Origin of the sequence: Streptosporangium minutum, from assembly GCF_002149035.1 — a bacterium.
GTDB classification, from domain to species: domain Bacteria; phylum Actinomycetota; class Actinomycetes; order Streptosporangiales; family Streptosporangiaceae; genus Streptosporangium; species Streptosporangium minutum.
The window spans coordinates 1-22,680 of sequence record NZ_NGFP01000022.1; the positions used below are offsets into that span (position 1 = coordinate 1).

Here is a 22,680-nt window from a genome sequence, read left to right on the forward strand (position 1 = left end):
CCGCCACCCCCGCCGACCCGACCGCTCCCCCGGTCCCGGCCGAATAGGACCATCTCCGCAGTGCCCGGGCCCGGCCCTCTCCGCCGGTCCCGGGCACCTTCATGAACGGCCGGGCTACCGGCCCGCCAGGCGCTCGACGACCGGCGCCAACGCGTCGACGGAACCGACCATGATCGAGCTGATCCCGAACCGCTCGCGCAACTCGATGAACTTCTGGGTCAGTCCGTCGATCGACCCGATGAACATGTTCGGCGAGTCCAGGATCTCGTCGGCGCTCATCTCCACGCCGGTGAGCCGACGCAGTTGATCGGCGCGCCGGTCGGCCTCGGCGCGGGCGTTGTCGGTAACCGTCACGGATCCGCCGACGGAGTACGTGTTGATCTCCAGCTGGTCGAACCTGTCACCGGCCGCCTCGCGAATCCAGCCGATCTTCTCGGCCGTGGCGTCGGCGGTGATGCTGCGCGGGTCCAGCTCGGGTTTTCCCTGGACAGTGGGTAGCAGCCGTGGTCCCAGTCCGACGATGTCGGCCTGCTCCGCGGCCAGCGTGAGAAGCCGCCTGCCGCCCCCGCCGACGAACAGCGGGGGATGCGGCCGCTGCGCCGGCTTGGGATGCCCGTCATGCTCGTTGATCGTGAAGTGCTCGCCCGCGAACGAGAACGGGCCGTCGCCGAAACAGCCCTTGAGCACGGCGATCACCTCGCGCAGCCGCCTCACCCTGGCCCCGACGGGCTGGAACGGCAGGCCGATCGCGTCATACTCCGGCCGGTTCCAGCCCGCGCCGAGGCCGATCTCCAACCGGCCTCCGGAGAGCAGGTCGAGGCTGGCCAGGTCCTGGGCGAACACAGCCGGGTGACGCAGGTCGGCGTTGAGCACGTAAGTGCCGATACGGATCCGCTCGGTCACCGCGGCGATGGTGGCCAGCAGCGGGATCGGAGCGTGCTGGGGAAGAAGATGATCCTGGAGCACCAGTGCGCTGTAACCGATCGATTCGGCACGGCGGGCGGTGTCGGCCAGCTCTTTGGCGTCGACGACACCCTCGGCCGCGGAGGCGGTGAAACGAAAGGATCGCATGCCGCACATCCTCACATGATCAGCCGGCCGTCCACACCGTTCAGCACGGACAGAACGCCCACCGGAACTCCGGACGGGACGGCGGCGCCGGCCTGCCTCCGCCACGACGCAGATCATCGGCCACGGACGGTCCGGAGGAGGCCACGGACGGTCCGGAGGAGGCCACGGACGGTCCGGAGGAGGCCACGGACGGTCTGGAAGGAAGCCACGGACAGTCCGGAAGGAAGCCACGGACGGCCTGGAAGGAAAGAGCCGAGGACGCCGCCGCCCGGCGGGACCGCCGGGCCAGGCCCGGAGCGGCGTACGGGGCGGACACTCCGGAGAGCGCCCGCCCCGCGTGTGGCCGGAAGATCAGACCGTGGTCAGCGCGGCCTCTGACTCCAGAACGGCGGCGGTGGCGTTGACGACCGCCGCGATCCTGACGGCTTCCTGGATCTGCTCGCGCGGCATGCCCGACTGGCGCAGCACCCGCTCGTGCGACTCCAGGCAGCGGCCGCAGCCGCCGATCGCGGAGACCGCGAGCGACCAGAGCTCGAAGTCGATCTTGTCGACACCGGGGTTGCCGATGATCGTCATTCGGAGCTTGGCGGGCATGGTCGCGTACGTCTCGTCACCGATGAGGTGCACGGACCGGTAGTAGACGTTGTTCATCGCCATGATCGCGGCCGCGCCCTTGGCTGCCGTGAACGCCTCATCCGAGAGGTTGCCGACGGCCTCGGCGGCGACCTCGGCGATCACCCGCGAGGACCTGGTCGCCACCGCGCAGGCGAGCAGCGTCCCCCAGAGCTGCTGCTCGCTCAGCGAGGAGGTGGTGACCAGCGAGCCCAGGTTGAGCTTGATGTCCTTCGCGAAGCCTGGGAGGGAACCCTTGAGGTTGTCGATCGACATCAGGCGCCGGCCATCAGCTTCTGCGCGTCGAGGCCCGTCTCCCCCTTGTTCCAGTTACACGGGCAGAGCTCGTCCGACTGGAGCGCGTCGAGGACCCGGAGGACCTCCTTGACGTTGCGGCCGACGGAGCCCGCGGTCACCATGACGAACTGGATCTCGTTGTTGGGGTCCACGATGAAGGTGGCGCGCTGGGCGACACCGTCGGCGCCGAGGATGCCCAGCTCGGCGCAGAGCTCGCGCTTGATGTCCGACATCATCGGGAAGGGCAGGTCACGCAGGTCCGGGTGGTCCTTACGCCAGGCGTGGTGGACGTACTCCGAGTCGACGGAGAAACCGAGGACCTGAGCATCGCGGTCGGCGAACTCGCCCTCCAGACGGCCGAACTCGGCGATCTCGGTCGGGCAGACGAAGGTGAAGTCCTTCGGCCACGCGAAGTAGACCTTCCACTTGCCCTCGTAGGACTTGTGGGTGATCTCGGCGAATGCGCTGTCCGCGTCCAGGGAGACGCAGGCGGTCAGCTCGAACTCAGGGAAGTGGTCACCGACGGTGAGCAAGTCCGGATCTCCTTTGAAGAGGACGTCGTTGTCGGGTCCTACCCTGCCGCATCTAGCATTGATCAGAGAAATCGAGCAGTCGGAGCAATCTGAGAGGTGTTTCCTATCAATGAGCCCACGCCCACCCTGGCCCAGCTGCGGGCATTCCTCGCGGTCGCCGATCACCTCCACTTCAGGGAGGCCGCCGTCTCGCTCCGGATGAGCCAGCCCGCTTTGTCGAGTGCGGTGTCGGCTCTGGAGGAGACTTTGCACACTCAGTTACTGGAACGGACCACCAGGAAGGTCCTGCTCACCCCGGCGGGCGACCGGGTGGCGGTGCACGCCGCGCGGGTGCTCAAGGCGGTCGAGGGCCTGATGGGCGAGGTGGCCCACAGCCGGGAGCCCTTCCACGGCCCGGCACACCTGGGGGTGATCCCCACAGTGGCCCCCTACGTGCTTCCCGCGCTGCTGCCGATGTTCGCGCGACGGTTCCCGCGGCTCAAGCTGACCGTGCACGAGGCCAAGACCGAGACCATCCTGGAGGAGGTGCGCGACGGTCGCCTCGACCTGGTGCTGCTGGCGCTGCCGACGGAGGCGGCCGGCCTGGTCGAGGAGCCCCTCTACGACGAGGACTTCCTGCTCGCCTTCCCCTCCGACCACCCCCTGGCGGAGGGGGACGGGCCGCTGGACCGGGACGTGCTCAAGGGGCTGGACATCGTGCTGCTCAACCAGGGGCACTGCCTGCGCGAGCAGGCCATCGACGTCTGCCGCGAGGTCGGCGCCCGCGCCACCGCGGCCACCTACGCCACCAGCCTCCCCACCCTGGTCCAGCTCGTCGCCGGCGGCCTCGGCGTGACCCTGCTCCCGGAGTCGGCCGTGCCGGTGGAGACGGGCAAGCGGGTACGGCTGGCGCTGCGCCGCTTCCAGTCCCCGACCCCCGGCCGCACCATCGGCCTGGCCTACCGCGCGAGCTCCGCCCGAGCCCCCGAATACGCCCAGCTCGCCAAGGCCGTCCGCGGCGCGATCCGTGCCAAACGCCTCCCGGTCCGGGTCACCTCGTGATCACACGGGGACGGCGGCCGGGCGATGCTCCGGGGAGATCGCGATCGTGGAGCCGCGAGGGCCGCCCCTGACCTCGTGCGCGGGCAGGCGCGAGGAGGTCCGGGGCACCCGGTCAGGCGGGGGCGGCGCCCGCCTGACCGAGCCTGGTCAGGCGGCTCACGGCCTCGTCGATGACCTCGTCCTTCTTGCAGAAGGCGAAGCGGACGAAGTGACTGCCGCGCTCGGGATGGGCGTAGAAGACCTGGGTGGGGATGGCGACCACACCTGCCAGGGAGGGCAGCTCGCGGGTGAGGGCGAGACCGTCGGTGAAGCCGAGCGGGCGGATGTCGGTCTGGACGAAGTAGGTGCCGGCCGGGCGGTAGACGTCGAAGCCCGCCGCGGAGAGCCCGGCCGTCAGGCGGTCGCGCTTGGCCTGCAGGTCGGCCCGGAGCGAGGAGACCCAGCCGAGCTCGTGGCGCAGGCCGTAGGCGACGGCGAGCTGCCAGGGCGCGGCGGCGGTGAAGGTGAGGAACTGCTTGACGGTCTGGACGGCGCGGACGAGCTCGGGCGGGGCGCAGACCCAGCCGGTCTTCCAGCCGGTCACCGAGAAGGTCTTGCCCGCCGAGGAGATCATCACGGTGCGGTCGCGCATGCCGGGGAGGGTGGCCAGGGGGATGTGCTCGACGCCGTCGAAGGTGAGGTGCTCGTAGACCTCGTCGGTGAGGGCGATCAGGCCGTGCTCCTGGCACAGGAGGGCGATCTCCTCCAGCTCGGCACGGGTGAAGACCGTGCCGGTGGGGTTGTGCGGGGAGTTGACCAGGATCGCCCGGGTGCGCGGGCCGACGGCGGCGCGCAGCTCCATCGGGTCGAAGGTGAAGCGGCCCTCGACCGGGCGCAGGGTGACGGGCCGGAGCACGGCACCGGCCAGGGCGACGGAGGCGGCGTAGGAGTCGTAGTACGGCTCGAAGGCGATCACCTCGTCGCCGGGACCGCACAGCGCCAGGATCGCGGCCGCGACGGCCTCGGTGGCTCCGACCGTGACGAGGACCTCGCCGTCGGGGTCGTAGACCAGGCCGTAGTGGTCCTTGCGGTGCTCGGAGACGGCCTGGCGCAGCTCGGGGACGCCGGGGCCGGGGGGATACTGGTTGAAGCCGTCGCGGATCGCCGTCACCGCCCGCTCCAGCATCGCCGCGGGCCCGTCGGTGTCGGGGAAGCCCTGCCCCAGGTTGATCGAGCCGGTCCGTACGGCGAGCGCCGACATCTCAGCGAAGATCGTTGTGCCGAACTCGCGCATCCGCGCCACCAGAGGATCGCTCACGTGCCCCAGGGTAACCGGCACACCGTCCGGCGATCGACGCCGATCGCCCCCGGTACGCCCCCGGCGCCCTCGGGCGGCGCCGAGCAGCGGCTCGGTGAACTGCCGGTTGACCATCAGGTCCATCCGGCGGGCGGCTGCCGCGTCCTCGTCCGACGGGCCCGCGGGCACGCTCGGCGACATGTTGAGCGTGACGCCGACCGTCGCGCCGGTCGGCCGGCACTCCAGCCCGAACCCGATCGGCCGCCCCGGAAACCCACCTTTTGGCAGGGTTGGATGTACGTGGTGCGTTGTGGGGTGGTACGTCTATTCCCTGTGACCCGAAGGCTTCATGAGCTGGACGCGCTCCGCGGCTTCGCGGTGTGCGGGATCATGCTGGTCAACACCTGGCAGCACACCCGCGAGCAGCTCGACGCCCCGGGCCGGAACGCGGTCGACTGGGCGGTCGACAACCTCCTGCAGAGCAGGTTCTATCCGATCTTCTCGTTCCTGTTCGGCCTGAGCTTCGTCCTGTTCCTGCGGTCCGCGGACGCGCGGACGGACCACCCCCGGGTGGTGCTGCTGCGCAGGCTCGCGGTGCTGGCGTGCTTCGGCCTGGTCCACCAGCTCGTGAACCCGGGCGAGGTGCTCCTGCCGTACGCGATCTTCGGGGCGCTGGTCCTGCTGCCCGCCTCCTTCCTCCCCCGGCCGGCGGTGCCGGTGCTGGGGCTGGCCGTCACCGCCTGGGCGATGCACGAGGGAGGCGGGATGAAGCTCATCCCGGGACTGTTCCTGCTGGGCATGGCCGTGATGGAGTATCCGCCGCCCGAGTGGCTGCTGCCCCCCTTCTTCGCGGTCACCGCCGCGCTCGCGGTGGGGCTCGGCTACCTGTGGATCCGCACCCTCGACGACTCCGGCCTCTTCTACCGGGGCACCTACCCGGCCGCCGGGCTGGCCGCCGCGGCGGCCTACTGCACCGGGCTGCTGCTGCTCCTGCGGTCCCGGCCACGCGGCGCGCTGCTGGCGGTCCTGGCCCCGCTCGGCCGGATGGCGCTGACGAACTACCTGGCCAGCACCGCGGTCATCCTGCTGGCGCTGCCGCTGCTCACCGCGGACCCGACCCGGATCACCGGGGTGCTGCTGGCCGCCGGCGTGCTGGCGCTCCAGGTCGTCCTCAGCCGGATGTGGCTGGCCAGGTTCAGGTACGGCCCGCTGGAATGGGTGTGGCGCCGCCTGACATGGATGGAGCCGGTGCCGAACCGCCGGATAGGGTCGAACGCGTGACACGCATCGCCCTGTGCCAGATACCGGTCTCCGAGGAGCCCGACGCCAACCTGCGCAGCGCCCGCGAGGCGCTGGAGCGGGCCGCCGCCGACGGCGCCGACCTGGCGATCTTCCCCGAGGCCACGCTCACCCGGTACGGCAGGCGGATCACCGACCTGGCCGAGCCGCTGGACGGTCCCTTCGTCACCGGCCTGGCCGAATCCGCCAAGGCCCACGGCCTGGCCGTGATCGCCGGAGTGTTCGAGCCGGGAGAGGGCCGGGTCCACAACACCGCGGTGGCCATCGGCCCCGGAGGCGGGATCGAGGCCGCCTACCGGAAGATCCACCTGTTCGACTCCTTCGGCGCCCGCGAGTCCGAGCTGGTCGCGCCGGGCGGCGCCCCGGTCGTGGTGGAGCTGGCCGGGCTCCGGATCGGCCTGGTCACCTGCTACGACATCCGGTTCCCGGAGCTGACCCGGGCCCTGGTCGACCAGGGGGCCGACCTGTTCGCGGTGATCGCCGCGTGGGGATCGGGCCCGATGAAGGAGGAGCACTGGGTCACCCTTGTCCGGGCCCGCGCGATAGAGAACACCACCTGGGTCGCCGCGGTGGGTCAGGCGCCGAACCCGGAGGCCCGCGACGGCTTCGGGATCGGCCGGAGCATGCTGGTCGATCCGATGGGCGTGGTCCGCTCCGACCTGGGTCCCGCGCCCGCCGTGCAGACCTGTGAGCTGGACCCGCAGATCACGATTGCCACCCGGAATGCCCTACCGTGCCTGGAACACCGGCGACTGCCTCTCGGCAGATCGTAAAATGCGACCGTGAGTGAGCCACCTGGGCGTAGAACGCAGATGCAGAAGGTCATTCCGCCCCGGCTGCTCGTGCCCTATCTGGCCGGCAGGCGGACGGTGATCTCCGGATATGTCTACCGGGTGCAGGACTGTGCCCGGCTGACGACCCCCGCCGAGCTCTTCGCCGGGCTCGACCTGGGCTTCGACGGCTCGGAGCTGACGGCCACGGTCCCGGAGATCTATCTCATGCGCTGGTTCGCCCGCGACATGGACAGCTACGTCGTGCCGTACGGCCCGCACATGGGCGGTGACTGGAACGATTCACCGCCGTTCGCCGGGAACGGCTTCACGACCTCGCGCGAGCATGTCGTACCGCAGTTCCACACCACTCCGATGCCGATCCCGGCGGGAGCGGAGATCATCCACGTGACCGCCGACGAGGAACGCCTCTTCGGCCTCTACGACGGACTGAGCTGGAGGCCGGCCTCATGAGCCCCGAGATCGAGCCGGTGGCCTCCGGCTTCGTCGCCCACTACGCCGAGCGGACCTACGCGGCCGCGCTCGGCCCCGGCGGCGACGAGGTCGTGCTGTTCAACGAGGAGGCCCAGGAGGGCTTCGAGGCCGCCTCCGGCTACTGGCGGACGGTGGTCGCCCGTGAGGAGCTCGACTGGCTGGTGCTGGTCCGCACGGTCGGCTCGTTCGGCGGCGAGCCGTGCCTCATCCTCGACGTCTCGGAGGAGAACGGCGAGGAGAGCCTGCACATCGCCTACACCGGGCACAGCGGCATGAAAGCCGAGGCGCTGGGCTACTGGATGGTCGACCACGGCGCCTACGAGGTCGTCGTCCCCCGTGACGAGGTGTTCTCCCTCCGGATCGAGCGCCTGCCGATCCCCGTGAGCCCCTCGCGGTCGGAGCCCTAGGGCGGACGGACCGGCGGGTCCTGTCAACCGGCGGGCCCCGCAGGTGTCTCGACAGTGTGATCGACCTTTCCGTCTCCACACCTCCCTCGTTCGCCGAGCTGTTCGCGGCGCACCATCTGTCGATGGTGCGGCTGGCCGGACTGCTCGGCGCCGACGACCCGGAGGACATAGCCCAGGAGGCGTTCGCCCGCCTCCACGCACGGTGGGCGCGGCTGCGCGACGCCGGGGCGGCCCTCGCCTACGTGCGGTCCACCGTGTGCAACCTGACCCGTAACCGGCTGCGCCATCTGCGGCTGGTACGGCTGCGCCCGCTCGCCCTCCCACCGGCCGCGCACAGCAGCGAGCACGTGGTCATCGTCGCCGAGAAGTACCGGGAGCTGCTGTCCGCCGTCGACCGCCTCCCCCGCCGCCAGCGCGAGGCCCTGGTCCTGCGCTACTGGCTGGACCTGTCCGAACGGGAGATCGCCGACGCGATGGGCGTCTCCCCCGGCTCCGTCAAGACGCACACGAGCCGGGGCCTGTCCGCCCTCGGCAAGGCCCTCCGGGAGGAATCGTGAACGACCTCGAAGAGCGCCTGCGCGCCGCGCTCGACGCCCGCGCCGGCACCTACACCGCGGCTCCCGACGCCTACCCGAGAGTCCAGGCCCGCGGCCGCCGGATACGGCGGCACCACTGGATCGCCCTGGTCCCCGTCGCCGCCGCGGCGGCCGCGATCGTGCTGGCCGTGAACCTCGGTGGCAGCGGCGGAGACGGTGTCGCCACCGGCGTCGTCGACGGGCCCCGCGACATCTACGAGCAGGTCTCGGTCAAGAACCCGCCGGTCGGCGAGCCCGTGACGATCGACGACGTGCCCGAGGAACGGCAGACGCGGGTGTGGTTCACCGAGAAGACGGCCGCGGACGGCAGCACCTTCCACGCCTTCTGCCAGGTCACCCAGGACCTGTACGGCGGGGGCATGGGCGGCTGCGGCCAGGAGTCCGTGCCCCGATCGTCCGGCGCACAGGCCTGGTACGAAGGTGGAACCGCTTCGAACTGGCCGCGTCCCCGGATCGCGCTGAGCTACGGCGCGGCCCGCGACGGGGTCGCGAAGGTCGAGGCCGTGACCAAGGACGGCGCGAGGATACCCGGCACGGTTCACCAGCCTGAGGGCGCACCGCTCGCGGTATGGACCGTCGCCTTCCCGTCGAAGGCGGGGGTGATCCGTTTCGAGTTCTCCGACGTCCGCGGAAAGGTCGTGCAACGGGTGAAACTGGAGGTCTTTCCAGAGGACACGCACGCCGCCGAACCCATCGGACCCGGCCAGGACATGCCCGGGGGGCTGACCGCCCGCCTCTACGCCGAACCGGACCGCACCGTGGTCTGGTCACACGGTGACGAGGAGGTGGGACTGAACCTCCTGGAGTCCCGCCTGTTGCTGACCGACGTGGCGGGGAAGAAACTCCCGGTGGAGTTGCAGATCCGCCACGGCTTCTGGTTCGGCATCTCCCGCCCCGGCACCGCCCGCGTCTCCGTGGTCTTCAAGGACGGCACGTCGACCAGCGCCGACACAGTCCCCGACCCATGGGGAGGCGCCGCCGTGCTGTTCTCCGGCACCTATCCGCCCTCCGGCGCCTCACCGGGCCGCCCCTCCGGCGACCCTCGCGCCGAGGGCTACCAGATCGTCGGCTACGACGCGGCGGGGSTCGAGACATGGCGTGAGGACAGGGCCGGCCGTCAGCCGGCATGGCAGGCCTCTCCGCCCGGTCCGTCTCAGCCCGCCCCGGGTCAGACCCGCTGAGTCAGCCCACCCCGAGCCGCCGGTAGCGGGCCAGGCGGGTGGTGAGGCGGTCCGCGGGGGCCTGCCTCGGCGTGTCCTGCCATGCCGGGGCACGCCGGCGCTCCCACGGCCGCCTCACCGCCCGTCGACCGGCGGGAGGCGTTCACCCGGATGTCCCGCTCCCGAGTTCCCCGTTGGTAACGGCCCTGCCACGATGGCGGTAAATCGCGGCCTTTATGCCATTCCGCGGGCACGCTAGGGTCAGGCAGGGACGGGAGCCGGAAAGCGGGGACGGGATGGCGTGGGCAGCCCGGGCGGTCGCCGTCGTCCTGGCCGTGGTGTCCCCGGTGCTCGTGGGCGCGGCCATGCTGATCTTCGCGGGGCTTCCGGAGGAGTGGCGGCTGCCGGTGACGGTCACGCCGCTGACGGCGGCGGGGGTGACCTTTCCCGCGGTCGGCGCGTTCCTCATCGCGCATCGGCCCCGGCTCAAGCTGGCGTGGCTGATGTGCGTGGGCGGGATCGGCGGCGCCGTCTACGACTTCTGCCAGGCGACGGCTCTGGCGTCCGCGGAACGTGGGGATCTCGCGCCGGCGGGGCTTCTGAGATTCCCGGCGCTGCTGGGCTGGGCAACGTGCACGCTCGCGCTGGAGATACTGCTGCCGCTGTACTCCCCGGACGGCAGGTTGCCCTCGCGGCGCTGGCGGGCGGTGGTACTGCTGGGTGTGGTGTCCGTCGGCGCCGAGGTCGCGCGCAAGTCCGTGCGGCCGGACCCGCCGCTCGAGGACTCCCTGTTTCCGGCCGTCATCCCCAACCCGCTGCAGATCCCCGCTCTGGCGCCGTACGACTCGGCGATAGCGGTGCTGATCTGGACGGGGATCTTGGTGGCGATCCCGCTGGCGGCGCTGTCCCTGCTGCCGCGTTTCCGCCGGGCGGGCCCGGTGGGCAGGCGGCAGATCGGCTGGCCGCTGTCGGCGTTCGCCGCGTACATCGTGTTCATGCTCGTGGGCGTGGTCGCGCCGGAGCTGTACTGGCTGTCGATCCTCTGGGCGGCGCTCATCCCCGTCGCGATGGTGTTCTCGGTGATGCGCTACCGGCTGTACGGCATCGACACCATCATCAGCCGGACCTTCGTCGCCGCGGGGCTGCTGGCCGTGGTCGGCGGGGTCTACTTCGGTGTGGCCGCGCTGTCGAGCCTGATGGTCTCGGGGTTCGACCAGATCGCCGGGCTCGCCGCCGCCCTGTTCACGGGCGCGTTCTTCCAGCCGCTGCGCCGGATGCTGCAACGGGTCATCGACCGCCTGCTCTACGGCCCGGTCGGCGACCCACGCGTGCTCGCCGAGCGGCTGGTCCAGGAGGTGCGCCGGGGAGATCCGGCGCAGGCGCTGGCGTCGGTGATCGGCGTGCTGCGCGAGGGCCTGGCGGTACAGGGGGTCGCGGTGGAGGTGACCGGCGGCGAGCCGGGCCACCAGGTCAGCGTGGCGAGCACGGTCAGCGGGCAGGTCGGCGACTCCCCACGCGAGGTGCCGCTGGTCTGGCACAGCGAGCGGGTGGGGCGGCTGCTGGTCGGCCCGCCCACCCCGCGCCGCTTCCCCGCCGCACACGACGAGCGGGTGCTGGCCACGCTGGTCCCGTACGCGGCCGACGTGGCGCACGCGCTGCGGATGTCGGCCGACCTGCAGCGCTCCCGGGAGCGCATTCTGACCGCCCGGGAGGAGGAGCGGCGGAGGCTCCGCCGCGACCTGCACGACGGCCTGGGCCAGACGCTCAGCGGGATGGCCATGACCGTCAACATGGCCCGCCTCAGCCTGAAGACCTCCCCGGAGGCGGCGGACGGGCTGCTGCGCGAGTTGCGTTCCGGCATGGACGCGGTCACGGGTGACATCCGGCAGCTCGTCTACGGCCTGCGCCCGCCCGTCCTGGACGATCTGGGCCTTGCCGCCGCCGTACAGGCGCTGGCCGGGCCGGCCCACCCCGGAGGCCCCGCCACGGAGGTGAGCGCCGAGGGCGACCTGGCCGGCCTGTCCGCCGCCGTCGAGGTGGCCGTCTACCGGATCACGCAGGAGGCGCTGACCAACGTCCGGCGGCACGCGCGTGCCACTCGCGTCCGTGTCGAGCTGCGCCGCGAGCCCGAGGCGCTGCGCCTGCTGATCGCCGACGACGGCGTGGGCCTGCCGCCGGAGCGCCGCCTGGGCGTCGGCCTGAGCTCCATGCGCGAGCGCACTGCGGAGCTGGGCGGAATCTGCCTCATCAACGGCGAGCCCGGGGCGGGCACCACAGTGGAGGTGACGCTCCCCGTTCCCGCGACCGACGCGCCGCCGGTGGGGCAGCACCGGACGGCTCCTGTCGGCAGGCAATCGGCCTCCTGATTCTGGAGATCACCAGGATGCAGTGGCCGCTGGCGGACGCCGGCACCGCGCAGATGGACGCCTCCCGGGGCGGAGCGGAGGCGAACGGGTGCCCGCTGCCGCCGCCCGTTCACCGGCGGAATCCGTACACCACATCCGTGGACGTGACCGGCGTCACCGGCCCTTTCTCTCGCATGTGAGCCGCACCCCGAACTAGCTCTGCGGTGCCGGGATCTGCACGGGCGGGCAGCGCGGGTCGAGCCGTACCTTCGCCAGATCCCGGCCGACGATCGTCCACGCGTCGAACGAGCCGGGTTCGAACTGCAGCTGCGGATTGGTGTGCCACTCGTCGCCCAGCCCGGTCGCCAGCAGCTTGGCCTCCGATCCGAGTTCGTAGGCGTTGCCGCCGCCGAAGTAGGTGGAGGTGAACACCCGGCCCCTGTGGACCTGCAGTTCGCCGTGTCCCGACAGCAGGCCCTGGTGCTTGACGGTGCCGGTGGCGGGGTCGAGGGCGATCCAGGCGCCCAGCACGCGCTTGTAGACCGCGTACAGCAGCCCGTTGTGCACCTTGAGGTCCTGGAAGGTGCGGTGGTTCGGCAGCGGGTCGATCTGCCACACCACCTTGCGCTGCTTGAGGTCGAAGGCGGCGATCGAGGCCGTCGTCTTGGTCGGCGGCGTGCCGCCTCCGCCGAGCACGTCGCCACCGAGGTAGACGACGCCGCGCTTGGAGTCGACGCTCAGGCTCATCAGGCTCTGGTCGGGGATGACGTCCGGGTAGACGTCCATCTTCCCCGTGTCGGGGTCGAGCACCGTCAGAGCGCCCTTCAGCTTCGCGCCGGTCGGCGCGGAGGCCACCAGGATGGTGTCGGTGACGGGGTCGTGCTCGATGTCCCACGGCCGCGACTGGTCGTGCCCGATGTGACCGAAGCCGCGCACTGCGTCGGTGTGCACGTCGATGGAGATGATCTGGCCGCTCGGATACAGCGCGGCGTAGATCTTGTCGCCCCGCCGCACCATGGCCTTCGGCTCGCCCACCACGCGGATTCTGCGCTGCTTCCCGGTCCGCAGGTCGCGCACTTCCACGGCGAAGTGGCCGCCGATGTAGAGGGCCCGGTTCGGCACCAGCAGCATGCTCTGGGTACGCTCGGCGCCGGCCGGGAAGCCGGCTTCGATGAGGTCGACGAACTCGGAGGTCCGGCTCGGCAGGTCCAGCCACCACATGCCGCCGCTGCCGGCGAAGCCGATGAGCTGCTGCCCGGCCAGCTTCAGCGCCCGGGTCTCCTCGCCCGGCGAGGGCGGGGCGGCGACCTTGGTCACCGCGTCCTGGCCGGTGCGGTAGCTGTAGACGGCGCCGTCGGGGCGTGAGGTGAGGTAGACCGTGCCGTCAGGGGCCACCTCGAACGCGTCGATGATGCCCACTCCGGCCTCGAACTGCCGCCGGTCCGTGCCGTCCTTGCGCACGTCGATCAGCGTGCTCCCGCTCGCCGCCAGCACCCGATCGCCGTAGAGCGAGACCGTGCCCACGGCCGCGGGCCCCTGGGCCAGTTCCCTGACCGCGCCGCTGACCCGGTCGACGGCCATCAGCTTGGCCTTCTCCAGCAGGCCGACGTAGGCCGTGGTCTCGTCGGCGGCGACCGCTCTGACGTAGTGCTCACCCTGGACCAGCACGCCGTACCTGCGGATCGCGCCGGTCGAGGGGACGTACTCCCAGAGCCTGCCGTCGGAGGAGGTGCCGAGGTAGAGGGTGCCGTCCGGTGCGGCGGCCATGCTCCAGACGAAGCCGCCGTTCGCGCCGAAGGAGTGCAGGTGCGCCACCTGGCCCGTGGCCAGGTCGTAGCTGTAGAGGTCGGGTACGGGGTAGGTGCCGATGTACAGCTTGCCGTCGGCGACGGCGGTGGCCCAGCCGCCTTCCGGCTCGCCTGCCGCGGGGCCGTCCGGCAGGGTGGCGGTGCGTGTCACCTTGCGGGTGGCCAGGTCGATCTCGGCCACTACCGGCGGCTTCGGTCCGCGGGAGACCACGTAGGCGTGGCCCTCGTGGACGGTGGCGCCGACGATCGCGCCGGTGACGGAGGCCGGGCCGTACGTGGTGACGGCCGGGGTGTCGCAGTTCGGCGCGGCCGTCGCCTGCGCGGCGGCCGGTGTCGACAAGGCCGGTATCGACAAGGCGGTCAGGACCATGAGCAGCGCCAGACAGGTCCGCGGCACGGCCGCACCTCCAGGATGTTCAATACTGCTTGATTTTGGTCCAGACCGTAATCATTTGAGCGTGACACGTCAATACCCCCGGGGATGAGCGACAGGCGCCCTTCGCCGCCGGCCGGGCCGTCGTCTCGGGCCGGTGACACGTTCTCAGCCGGTCGGGCCCGGGTCGGGCTCCCGACGGCTGTGACCATCGGGGGAGGTCACCATGGGCGCATCGGCGCATCGGCGACCGAGCCTGACGCCCCGGCCGGAGACTCACAGGACGGGCTCTAGACGCCGAGCCGCCGGTAGCGGGCCAGGCGGGTGGCGAGACGGTCCGCGGGGGCCCGCCTCAGCAGGCCGGCGATCTCGTATTCGAGAGCGCCGGCCACCCGGCGGCAGAAGGCCTCCGGCTCGTAGGCGGCGTCGGGCAGCTCCGGGATGATCCGGTCCACGACGCCGTCGCGCCGCAGGTCGGTGGATTTCACGCCCTGCGCGGCGGCGATCTCCGGGGCGAAGTCCACGCTCCGGTACAGCAGCGCCGAGGCGCCCTCCGGCGGCAGCGGGGACAGCCAGCCGTGCTGGGCGCAGAGCACCCGGTCGGCGGGGAGCAGCGCCAGCGCCGCGCCGCCGGCCCCCTCGCCGAGCAGCAGGCAGACGGTCGGGGCGTCGAGCACCACCAGGTCGGCCAGGGACCGGGCGATCTCCGCGGCCAGGCCCCCCTCCTCGGCCGCCTTGGACAGGGCGGCCCCGGAGGTGTCGATCACGGTGACCAGCGGCAGGCCCAGCTCGGAGGCCAGACGCATGCCCCGCCGCGCGACCCGGAGACCGGCCGGGCCCAGCGGGGCCACGACGCGCTGCCGGCTGCGGTCCTGGCCGAGCACGACGGCGGGAGCCGCGCCGAAGCGGGCCAGGGCGAGGAGCATGCCGGGGTCGTTCTCGCCCTCGCCGGTGCCGTTGAGCGGGGTGACGTCGGAGGCGCCGAGCTTGAGCAGCGCCCGCACGCCGGGGCGGTCGTCCCGGCGTGAGCGGCTGATCGCGTCCCACGCCTCGATCGGCTGGACGCGCTCGTCCGGCTCGGGCCCGCTCTCCAGCCCCTCGCGCGGAGCGCACAGGACGGCGAGCACCCGGATCGCGATGCGCCGCGCGTCCTCGGCGGAGACGACCGCGTCGACCAGGCCGTGGGCGAAGAGGTTCTCGGAGACCTGCACGCCCTCCGGGAAGGGGTAGCCGTGCAGCGACTCGAACACCCTCGGCCCGAGGAATCCGATCAGCGCGCCCGGCTCGGCGGCGGTGACGTGCCCCAGCGAGCCCCAGGAGGCGAAGACCCCGCCGGTGGTGGGATGGCGGAGATAGACGACGTACGGCAGGCCGGCGGCGCGGTGCGCGACCACCGCGGCGGTGATCTTCACCATCTGGGCGAAGGCCAGCGCGCCCTCCTGCATCCGGGTGCCCCCGGAGGCCGGGGCGGCCAGCAGCGGGAGCCCCTCGGCCGTGGCCCGCTCGATCGCGGCGGTCAACCGCTCGGCGGCGGCCACCCCGATCGACCCGGCAAGGAAGGAGAACTCGCAGACGACGACCGCGACCCGGCGCCCGCCGAGCAGGCCCTCCCCGGAGATCACCGATTCGTCGTATCCGGTCCTGGCCCGGGCTCTGGCCAGTTCCTCGGCGTAGTCCGACCCCGGCGCGGCCGGATCGGCGGGCGTCTCGTCCCACGACCGCCACGTCCCCGGATCGAGGACGGTGCCGATCAGCGTGCGGGCGTCGGGCCGGGTGAGGCTCATCCCCTGCCCCCGCGCGGCGGGATCCGCATGGGACGCGCTCTCATCGTTCACGTTCCTCCAGCCACGCCAGGATCTCGTCGTTGTGCTGGCCCAGGGTGGGCGGGGCGCCGTGGCGGACGGGGGGCTCACCGTCGAAGCGGAGCGGCGGGCCTGGCAGCTCGATGGCGCCGAGCACGGAGTGGTCCACCTCGACGAGCAACCCCTGGGAGCGGGTCTGCTCCCAGGCGTAGACCTCGTCGATGGACCGGATCGCCCCGGCGGGCACGCCGATCTCGCCGAGCGCCGCCAGCCAGTGGGCGCGGTCGTGCTTGACGAGCGCCTGCTCCATGTCGGCGATCAGCTCGTCCCGGTGCGCGAACCTCTCCCGGTTCGTCGCGTATCTCGGGATCCCGGGATCGATGTCCAGCAGGGCGGCCACCTTCCGCCACTGCGCGTCGTTCGCCGCCGTGATCTGGATCATGCCGTCGGCGCAGTGGAACGCGCCGTAGGGGGCGATGGAGGCGTGGTGGTTGCCGTTGGCCCTGGGCACCTGGCCGCCGACCGTCCAGGCCGTGCCGTGATAGGAGTGCACGCCGGTCACGGCGGCCAGCAGCGAGGTCCGCACGACCTTGCCCCGGCCGGTCCGCTCGCGCTCGTAGAGGGCGGCGACCACGCCGTAGGCGCCGTGGATGCCGCCGAGCAGGTCGGCGATCGAGGCGCCCACCCGGTAGGGCTCGTCGGCGGACGGCCCGGTGAGGCTCATCAGCCCGGCCTCGCCCTGGGCGATCTGGTCGTAGCCCGGCCGCCCTCCCTCGGGACCGTCGTGGCCGAACCCGGTGATCGACAGGACGACCAGGCGCGGGTTGAGCTCGTGCAGCCACTCGACGGGGAAGCCCAGCCGGTCGAGGACTCCGGCGCGGAAGTTCTCGATCAGCACGTCGCTCTGCCGTACCAGGCGCTCGATCAGGGCCTTGCCCTCGGCGGACTTGAGGTCCACGGTGATCGACTGTTTGTTGCGGTTGGCGGCGAGGAAATAGGTGGAGATGTCGCCGTCGGGGCCGACGAACGGCGGCCCCCAGCCCCGGGAGTCGTCGCCCCCGCCGGGATGCTCCACCTTGATCACTCGGGCGCCCAGGTCGCCGAGCATCTGAGCGGCGTGTGGTCCCGCCAGCGCGCGCGAGAGGTCGAGAACGACGATGTCGCCGAGTGCACCGGGCATGATCAACCTCCTGTGGTGGTCGCCGAGCCTAGTCGAATCGGAGCGGGAAAGGCATCAATCCCGACGTCGGCCGGCCTGCCAGGGGGCCCGCGCCGCTCCGCGTCCAGGTCCGGCACACGGAGATCCTCCCGAACGGGGGCCTCCCGTCTCCGGCCCCGGCCGGCGCGCCTCCGTGCCCGGGGTGCTGCCAGCATGGACGGGTGGCTCTCATCGTCTCCTTCGGGGAACTCGCCGGCGCGATCCGGGAACTGCCGCCGTCGTGCGGACCGGTCCGTGTCGTCGCGGTGGACGGTCCGGGCGGGTCGGGCAAGACGACCTTCGCCGGCCGGCTGGCGTCGGCCCTGGGCGCCCAGGTGATCCACAGTGACGACTTCCCCGTCCCGTGGGACGAGCCACCCGTGGCGTGGTTCAAGCAGGTGGAGGAGCAGGTGCTCGACCCGCTGGCGGCGGGGAGGCCGGGCGGATACCGGCGCTACGACTGGGTCCGCGGCGTCTTCACCGACTGGGTGGACGTGCCGGTCGCGCCGGTGCTGATCCTCGAAGGGGTCAGCACCGCCCGGCGCGCGGCCCCGGCCGCCCTCACCGTCTGGGTGGAGGCGCCCGGCGAGCTCCGGCTGGCCCGCGCCCTGGCCAGGGACGGCGCCTCCTACGCGGCGCAGTGGCGGGACTGGACACGCGCCGAGGAGGAGTGGTTCGCCGCCGACGGCACCCGCGCCCGCGCCGACCTCCTCCTCGACGGCGCCGCGGTCCCGGGCGAGTTCGTCAGGCTCACCTAGGGTTCCACCGGATCCGCCGCGCATGGGGCGTCGCCGCAGACGTCGACCACCAGGCCGTCCCGGAGGAAGTGGGCCTTCTGCACGCGGGCGGCGGGGTCGTGACGCGGGTCCTCGTGGGGGTCCCGGCCGTACTCCGGGCCGAGCGGCGGGGTGTTGGTCACCGGGGGCGCGGGGGCGCCGCTGTCCCAGACGACCAGCGCCGAGCCGGCGTACGGCCTGCGGGGCATGGACCTGAGCCCCCAGTACGGCGCCAGGTCGGGACCGCGCCCGGCGGCGAGGGCCGGCTGACGGATCCGGGCCCCGATCGTGCGGGCCTCCACCTCGGCCGTCACCGTGGAGACCTGGTGGTCGCCGAAGGCGACGTGCAGCAGCACGCGGTGGCGGGGCGAGCCGGCCAGCGGATCGTCGGTCAGGTGCTGGGCGTAGCCGTCCGTCTCCGCGCGGTCCCAGAGCATCTGCATCAGCGCGAAGCAGATCTGCTGGGTCAGCCTGTCGGGGTAGGCGCCGTCCATCAGCCGTTGGAACGGCTGGAAGTCCACGCTGCGGTTGAGCAGCGTGCTGTAGTTCATCCCCGGCACCCCGAGCACGGCGTTGCGCACGTCGGGAGAGACGGCGACCAGCGCGCCGCCCGTGATGGCGCCCTGGCTGTTGCCGTCGTAGGCGAGATCGGCCCGCAGGTCGATCAGCGACCTGCCCCGCCCGTCCTGGAAGGCCGCGTGGCCGGCGAAACCGTCCCGGGTGATCATCGCCCGGCCGAGGAGGACGAAGTTCAGCAGGCTCTGCTGGAGCCGGTCGGTGACCGTGCCGAACCGGGAGAGGTCTCCGAACACGCTCGCCACGTGCTGGACGTCCTCGTCGGACATGCCGATCCACTTGGTGGCGCAGAACACGAAGCCGTGCTCCCCCGCCATCGCCCGCACGTTTCGGGCACGCACCTCGGTCGCCTTGCCGAGCAGGCCGTGGCCGTACAGGGAGGGGTGCGCGGGCCGCCTGAACGCCGAGCGCGGGATCTCGCACTGGTAGTGCGCCTTCACCGTGTCGCCGAGCGGGCGCGGCAACCCGTCGGGACCCCGGTTGAGGTTCGAGCCCGGCGGGCCGCCGGGCTTGTCGAGGTAGTTCGGGACCAGGATCTCGCCGCTGACCTCGCGGGCGATGTCGGGGTCCTGCTCGGGGGCGAGGTCGGTGACGGAGGTGACGGTGAACTTCGGCGAGCGGCCCCTGAGCGTGCGCAGTGCCCGGTCGCGCATGGTCAGGACGGGGCCGGCGATGCCCTGCTCGCTGGCCACGGTGAAGTCCCAGGCCAGCTGGAGTCCTCTGGCGTCCACCCCGGCCCTGGAGAGGTCTCCGAGCGTCCGGTGGAGCGCGTGCTGCCGTCCGGCGAGCGGGTCTCCGGCGGGGAGCTCGCCGGACAGGAGCCTGATGAAGGTCTCCGGGGCCGGCAGGTCCTCGCCCGCGGCGTTCTTCAGCCCGCGCAGGGCGACGGCGTAGCGGTGGCCCTCCTGGAAGTTCTTCGCCGGCCGGATGACGAGCGCCCGCCGGGCGGGGTCGGCTGCGCCCGCGTCGAGTTCCGCCCAGTACGGCCAGCGCTCCCCGGTCCTGGTGTCGACGATCACGATGGGGGCGTCGCGGCGCAGGGACCAGCCGATGTCGGTGACGGGTGCGGCGCCGGTCCTGGTCAGGTCGACGCCGGGTAGGTGGGCCAGGAGCATGGAGCCCGGGGAGAAGCCGTCGGCCGCGTTCCACTGGGCCGGGTCGATCGGGGCGCCCGCCGCGTTGCGGGGCATGGCCTCGGCGGAGAGGTTCACCCGCAGTCCTGTACGGGTGCGCGCGCCCGTGGTGAACCAGTCGTTGGGGAACGGCAGCAGGCACTCCGCGCCGGCGATCGGGTCGCAGCCGCTCGGAGGCGACGGGGCCGGGGTCGCGTGACCGGCGCCGGAATCGGGGCCGGCCCAGACGGGTGCGGCCGTCGTCGACGTCGCGGCCAGTAGTACGAGAGCCGCCACCACCGTGCGCAGGCGCATGCGCCTCCCTCCTCGAACCACGTCTTGATCTAGCCGCAGCAGACCCCAGGATGGCGCGCCCGTCAATGGAGGAGCGGCGAACAGGGCCTAAAACGTCACGTTTCCCGGGTGTCCGACGTCGTTGAGGACCTCCGCCCCGCCACACGGAGACCGAGGCGGCGGCGATCAGGTCCGGCGCCGTACCGGCAAGGCTTGACGTACGGCGGCGCCAGCCTTCATCATTTCCCTACTTCATTAGTGAAAGGGTGTTGGCGGTGATCGAATTCCACCTCGACCGGGGGTCGGGGGTGGCGACATACCTCCAGCTCGTGCATCAGGTCCGGCACGCGCTCCGGCTCGGCGCGCTGCGGCCCGGTGATCGGCTGCCGACGGCCAAGGAGGTCGTGGCCCAGCTCACGATCAATCCGAACACGGTGCTGAAGGCCTACCGGGAGCTGGAGCGGGAGGGGCTGGTCGTCGGGCGGCCCGGACTGGGCACGTTCGTGGAGCGGTCGCTGGGCGAGACGTCCATGAGCGACCGCGTGCGGCTACGCGCCGAGCTGGTCCAGTGGGTGCGCAACGGCCGCCAGGCCGGGCTGGACCAGGAGGACATGCGGGCGCTGGTCGCCACGGTCCTGGGCGACATGTTCCGAGAGGAGATCGCGTGACCACGACGACCGCCGCCCTCCCCCGGGCGGAGCGCGCGACAGCGCCGGCCGCCACGGTCCCGGGCCGCCCCTTCCCCGGGGAGACCGCGTGACGCCGGCGTTGGAGGCCACCGGCCTGGGCATGCGCTACCGGCGGACCTGGGCGCTGCGCGACTGTTCGGTGGCGGTGCCGTCCGGGCGGGTCGCCGCGCTGGTGGGACCGAACGGCGCGGGCAAGACCACCCTGCTCCACCTGGCCGTGGGCATGCTCGCCCCGGCCACGGGCGAGGTGCGGGTCTTCGGCCGGCCGGTCCGCGAGAGCATGGAGCGGATCGCGTTCCTGGCACAGAGCAAGCCCCTCTACGCCGGGTTCCGGGTGGAGGAGATGCTGAGGTTCGGGCGCGAGCTCAACCCGCGCTGGGACGGCGCCGCGGCCCGGCGGCGGCTGGCGGATCTGGGCATCCCGCTGGACCGGAGGGTCGGCAGGCTCTCCGGCGGCCAGCGGACGCAGGTGGCGCTGACCGTCGCGCTGGCCAAGCGTCCCGACCTGCTGGTGCTGGACGAGCCGCTGGCCGACCTCGATCCGCTCGCCCGTGACGACGTGATGCGCGGCCTGATGGAGGCGGTGGCGGAGACGGGGCTGACCGTGCTGCTCTCCTCGCACGTCGTCTCCGAGCTGGAGGGGGTCTGCGACTGGCTGGTCGTGGTCAACGGGGGCCGGATCCAGGTCAGCGGCGACATCGACGAGCTGGTCGCCGGGCACCGCCTGCTGACCGGACCCGCCGAGACCGCCGACGCGCTCGCCGCCCGGATGCCGGTCGTCTCGCGGGGTGGGGCCGGGCGGCAGGCCACCATGCTCGTCCGGGACGCCACGCCGCCGCTCGACCCGCGCTGGACCGCCCGCCCGGTGAACCTGGAGGAGACGGTCCTGGCCTACCTCCGCGCCCCCGACCTCGCGGCCCTCCCCCGGCCGTCCCTGGCCTCCGCCCGCTGACCCGTACGGCCGGCCGTACGGAACCACCCCGCTCACACGGCCGGTCACGCGGGATCACCCGACCCGCACCGCCGGTCACGCGGAACCACCCGACCCGTACGGCCGGCCGCACGGGACCACCCCGCTCACACGGCCGGTCACGCGGGATCACCCGGAACGACCGGGACACACCACCCTGAAAGGACTTCCCCCTTGCTCTGGCTGACCTGGCGGCAGCACCGCACGCAGATCCTGGTCACCGGCGGCCTGCTGCTCGCCCTGGGCCTGTTGCTGCTCGTCTCCGGCCTGCGGGCGACCGCCTACATCTCCGAACACGCCCCCTCCGGCTGCCCGGGCCCGGCCGCCGCCTGCTCGGGCGTGAACTCGGCGATCTACCACGACTACTACCACCCGGTCTTCACGGTCTTCGGCCTGCTCCCCCTCGTCGGGTCCGCGCTGGTGGGCGCGTTCTGGGGCGCGCCCCTGCTGGCAGCCGAGTTCGAGCGCGGGACCAACGCGCTGGCCTGGACCCAGTCGGTCTCCCCCGGGCGCTGGCTCATGGCCAAGCTCGGCCTCCTCGGCGGCATGGTCGTGGTCGCCGCCCTGGCCCTGTCCGCGATGATCGGCGCGTGGCTGCCGGTGTTCCGCGGCGCGGTCGGCGACAAGACGCTGGAGCCCGGCACGTTCACGATCACCGGGGTCGTCCCGGCCGCCTGGTGGCTGTTCGCGTTCGTGCTGGGCGCCGCCGCCGGAACGCTCTTCCGGCGCACTCTCGCGGCGATGGCGGTGACCGTCGCGTTGATCGCTCTGACCATCCCCGCCGTCTTCTTCTCCCGCGACTCCTACGCCGAGCCGGTACGGACCGTCACCACCGGCTGGACGGCCCTGTACGACCGTGGCGGAAGCCTGGTCCGCGACGCCTGGGTCACCCCCTCCGGCCAGGAGGTCATCACCCCGCCCGACGGGGTCTGCCCCCCGCCGCCCGGCGTGGACGCCCGCTCCGAACGCGCCCAGCTGCTGAAGGACGGATGCCTGATCGAGGAGGGTTACCGCAAAGCCGTTTACCACCATCCCCCCGAGCGCTTCTGGCGCTTCCAGTGGACCGAGACCGGCATCCTGCTCACCGGCGCCCTCGCCCTCGGCGGTCTCGCCGTCACCCGCACCCTCCGCCGCCGCAGCTGAGCCCGACCGGGTCCGTGTCATCTGAGCGGCGGCACGC

General features: G+C 72.3%; 20 protein-coding genes. 12 read left to right on the top strand and 8 right to left on the bottom strand.

The annotated features are described in order from the left end of the window. Window positions 1–114 precede the first annotated feature (114 nt). The 3 genes from CA984_RS07340 to CA984_RS07350 all read right to left on the bottom strand — a co-directional run bounded on the left by CA984_RS07340 (window position 115) and on the right by CA984_RS07350 (window position 2,513). Window positions 115–1,071, bottom strand: a complete 957-nt coding sequence (locus tag CA984_RS07340) for a TIGR03621 family F420-dependent LLM class oxidoreductase (RefSeq protein ID WP_165781149.1) — start codon at window positions 1,069–1,071, stop codon at window positions 115–117. Window positions 1,072–1,422: 351 nt separating this feature from the next. Continuing rightward, a complete protein-coding gene (gene ahpD, locus CA984_RS07345) occupies window positions 1,423–1,959 on the bottom strand; it encodes an alkylhydroperoxidase, AhpD family (protein ID WP_031159322.1) in 537 nt (178 codons plus the stop codon). After that, the gene (locus CA984_RS07350) at window positions 1,959–2,513 is read right to left on the bottom strand and encodes a peroxiredoxin (RefSeq protein ID WP_086569595.1); all 555 of its coding nucleotides are present in this window, start codon (window positions 2,511–2,513) and stop codon (window positions 1,959–1,961) included. Before CA984_RS07350 ends, ahpD begins: the two co-directional genes overlap by 1 nt. Before the next feature lie 96 nt (window positions 2,514–2,609). Between CA984_RS07350 and CA984_RS07355 the strand changes: the two genes are divergently transcribed. Further along, window positions 2,610–3,554 (top strand): LysR substrate-binding domain-containing protein, encoded by a 945-nt coding sequence (locus tag CA984_RS07355; RefSeq protein ID WP_086569597.1) that lies wholly within the window; start codon window positions 2,610–2,612, stop codon window positions 3,552–3,554. Between the two features lie 112 nt (window positions 3,555–3,666). On the opposite strand, the gene CA984_RS07360 is transcribed toward CA984_RS07355, so the two are convergent. Further along, window positions 3,667–4,851, bottom strand: coding sequence for a pyridoxal phosphate-dependent aminotransferase (locus CA984_RS07360; RefSeq protein WP_086569690.1), 1,185 nt, complete (start codon window positions 4,849–4,851; stop codon window positions 3,667–3,669). 312 nt (window positions 4,852–5,163) lie between these two features. Between CA984_RS07360 and CA984_RS07365 the strand changes: the two genes are divergently transcribed. The 7 genes from CA984_RS07365 (at window position 5,164) to CA984_RS07395 (ending at window position 11,923) form a co-directional block, all read left to right on the top strand. Further along, a complete protein-coding gene (locus CA984_RS07365) occupies window positions 5,164–6,111 on the top strand; it encodes a DUF418 domain-containing protein (RefSeq protein WP_242675798.1) in 948 nt (315 codons plus the stop codon). After that, entirely contained in the window at window positions 6,108–6,902 is a 795-nt protein-coding gene (locus CA984_RS07370) for a carbon-nitrogen hydrolase family protein (protein ID WP_207620771.1), read from the top strand. The genes CA984_RS07365 and CA984_RS07370 overlap by 4 nt, the downstream gene beginning before the upstream one ends. A gap of 9 nt (window positions 6,903–6,911) precedes the next feature. Further along, a complete protein-coding gene (locus CA984_RS07375; protein ID WP_242675799.1) occupies window positions 6,912–7,373 on the top strand; it encodes a hypothetical protein in 462 nt (153 codons plus the stop codon). After that, window positions 7,370–7,801 carry a hypothetical protein gene (locus CA984_RS07380; RefSeq protein WP_086569605.1) on the top strand — a complete coding sequence of 144 codons (432 nt, stop codon included), beginning with the start codon at window positions 7,370–7,372 and terminating at the stop codon, window positions 7,799–7,801. Before CA984_RS07375 ends, CA984_RS07380 begins: the two co-directional genes overlap by 4 nt. A gap of 56 nt (window positions 7,802–7,857) precedes the next feature. Beyond that, window positions 7,858–8,358 carry a SigE family RNA polymerase sigma factor gene (locus CA984_RS07385; protein WP_086569607.1) on the top strand — a complete coding sequence of 167 codons (501 nt, stop codon included), beginning with the start codon at window positions 7,858–7,860 and terminating at the stop codon, window positions 8,356–8,358. Next, window positions 8,355–9,578, top strand: coding sequence for a hypothetical protein (locus CA984_RS07390; protein WP_086569609.1), 1,224 nt, complete (start codon window positions 8,355–8,357; stop codon window positions 9,576–9,578). Before CA984_RS07385 ends, CA984_RS07390 begins: the two co-directional genes overlap by 4 nt. Before the next feature lie 275 nt (window positions 9,579–9,853). Further along, on the top strand, window positions 9,854–11,923 hold the full coding sequence (locus tag CA984_RS07395; RefSeq protein WP_086569611.1) for a sensor histidine kinase: 2,070 nt from the start codon (window positions 9,854–9,856) through the stop codon (window positions 11,921–11,923). Between the two features lie 192 nt (window positions 11,924–12,115). Here the strand turns inward: CA984_RS07395 and CA984_RS07400 are convergent, their stop codons facing one another. From CA984_RS07400 to CA984_RS07410, 3 genes are all read right to left on the bottom strand, one after another. Continuing rightward, window positions 12,116–14,107, bottom strand: a complete 1,992-nt coding sequence (locus CA984_RS07400; RefSeq protein ID WP_086569613.1) for a PQQ-binding-like beta-propeller repeat protein — start codon at window positions 14,105–14,107, stop codon at window positions 12,116–12,118. A 266-nt stretch (window positions 14,108–14,373) separates the two neighbouring features. Next, window positions 14,374–15,867 carry a carboxyl transferase domain-containing protein gene (locus CA984_RS07405; RefSeq protein ID WP_086569615.1) on the bottom strand — a complete coding sequence of 498 codons (1,494 nt, stop codon included), beginning with the start codon at window positions 15,865–15,867 and terminating at the stop codon, window positions 14,374–14,376. Between the two features lie 40 nt (window positions 15,868–15,907). Then, window positions 15,908–17,065, bottom strand: coding sequence for a CaiB/BaiF CoA transferase family protein (locus CA984_RS07410; RefSeq protein ID WP_086569617.1), 1,158 nt, complete (start codon window positions 17,063–17,065; stop codon window positions 15,908–15,910). A gap of 200 nt (window positions 17,066–17,265) precedes the next feature. Between CA984_RS07410 and CA984_RS07415 the strand changes: the two genes are divergently transcribed. Next, window positions 17,266–17,841 (top strand): uridine kinase family protein, encoded by a 576-nt coding sequence (locus tag CA984_RS07415; RefSeq protein WP_086569619.1) that lies wholly within the window; start codon window positions 17,266–17,268, stop codon window positions 17,839–17,841. Here the strand turns inward: CA984_RS07415 and CA984_RS07420 are convergent. Then, window positions 17,838–19,862, bottom strand: coding sequence for a hypothetical protein (locus CA984_RS07420; protein WP_086569621.1), 2,025 nt, complete (start codon window positions 19,860–19,862; stop codon window positions 17,838–17,840). The two genes, CA984_RS07415 and CA984_RS07420, sit on opposite strands and share 4 nt — an antisense overlap. Before the next feature lie 254 nt (window positions 19,863–20,116). Between CA984_RS07420 and CA984_RS07425 the strand changes: the two genes are divergently transcribed. The 3 genes from CA984_RS07425 (at window position 20,117) to CA984_RS07435 (ending at window position 22,643) form a co-directional block, all read left to right on the top strand. Beyond that, a complete protein-coding gene (locus tag CA984_RS07425; RefSeq protein WP_086569692.1) occupies window positions 20,117–20,509 on the top strand; it encodes a GntR family transcriptional regulator in 393 nt (130 codons plus the stop codon). 88 nt (window positions 20,510–20,597) lie between these two features. Beyond that, window positions 20,598–21,482 (top strand): ABC transporter ATP-binding protein, encoded by an 885-nt coding sequence (locus CA984_RS07430; RefSeq protein ID WP_086569623.1) that lies wholly within the window; start codon window positions 20,598–20,600, stop codon window positions 21,480–21,482. A 192-nt stretch (window positions 21,483–21,674) separates the two neighbouring features. Beyond that, window positions 21,675–22,643, top strand: coding sequence for an ABC transporter permease (locus tag CA984_RS07435; RefSeq protein ID WP_086569625.1), 969 nt, complete (start codon window positions 21,675–21,677; stop codon window positions 22,641–22,643). Window positions 22,644–22,680: the final 37 nt, after the last annotated feature.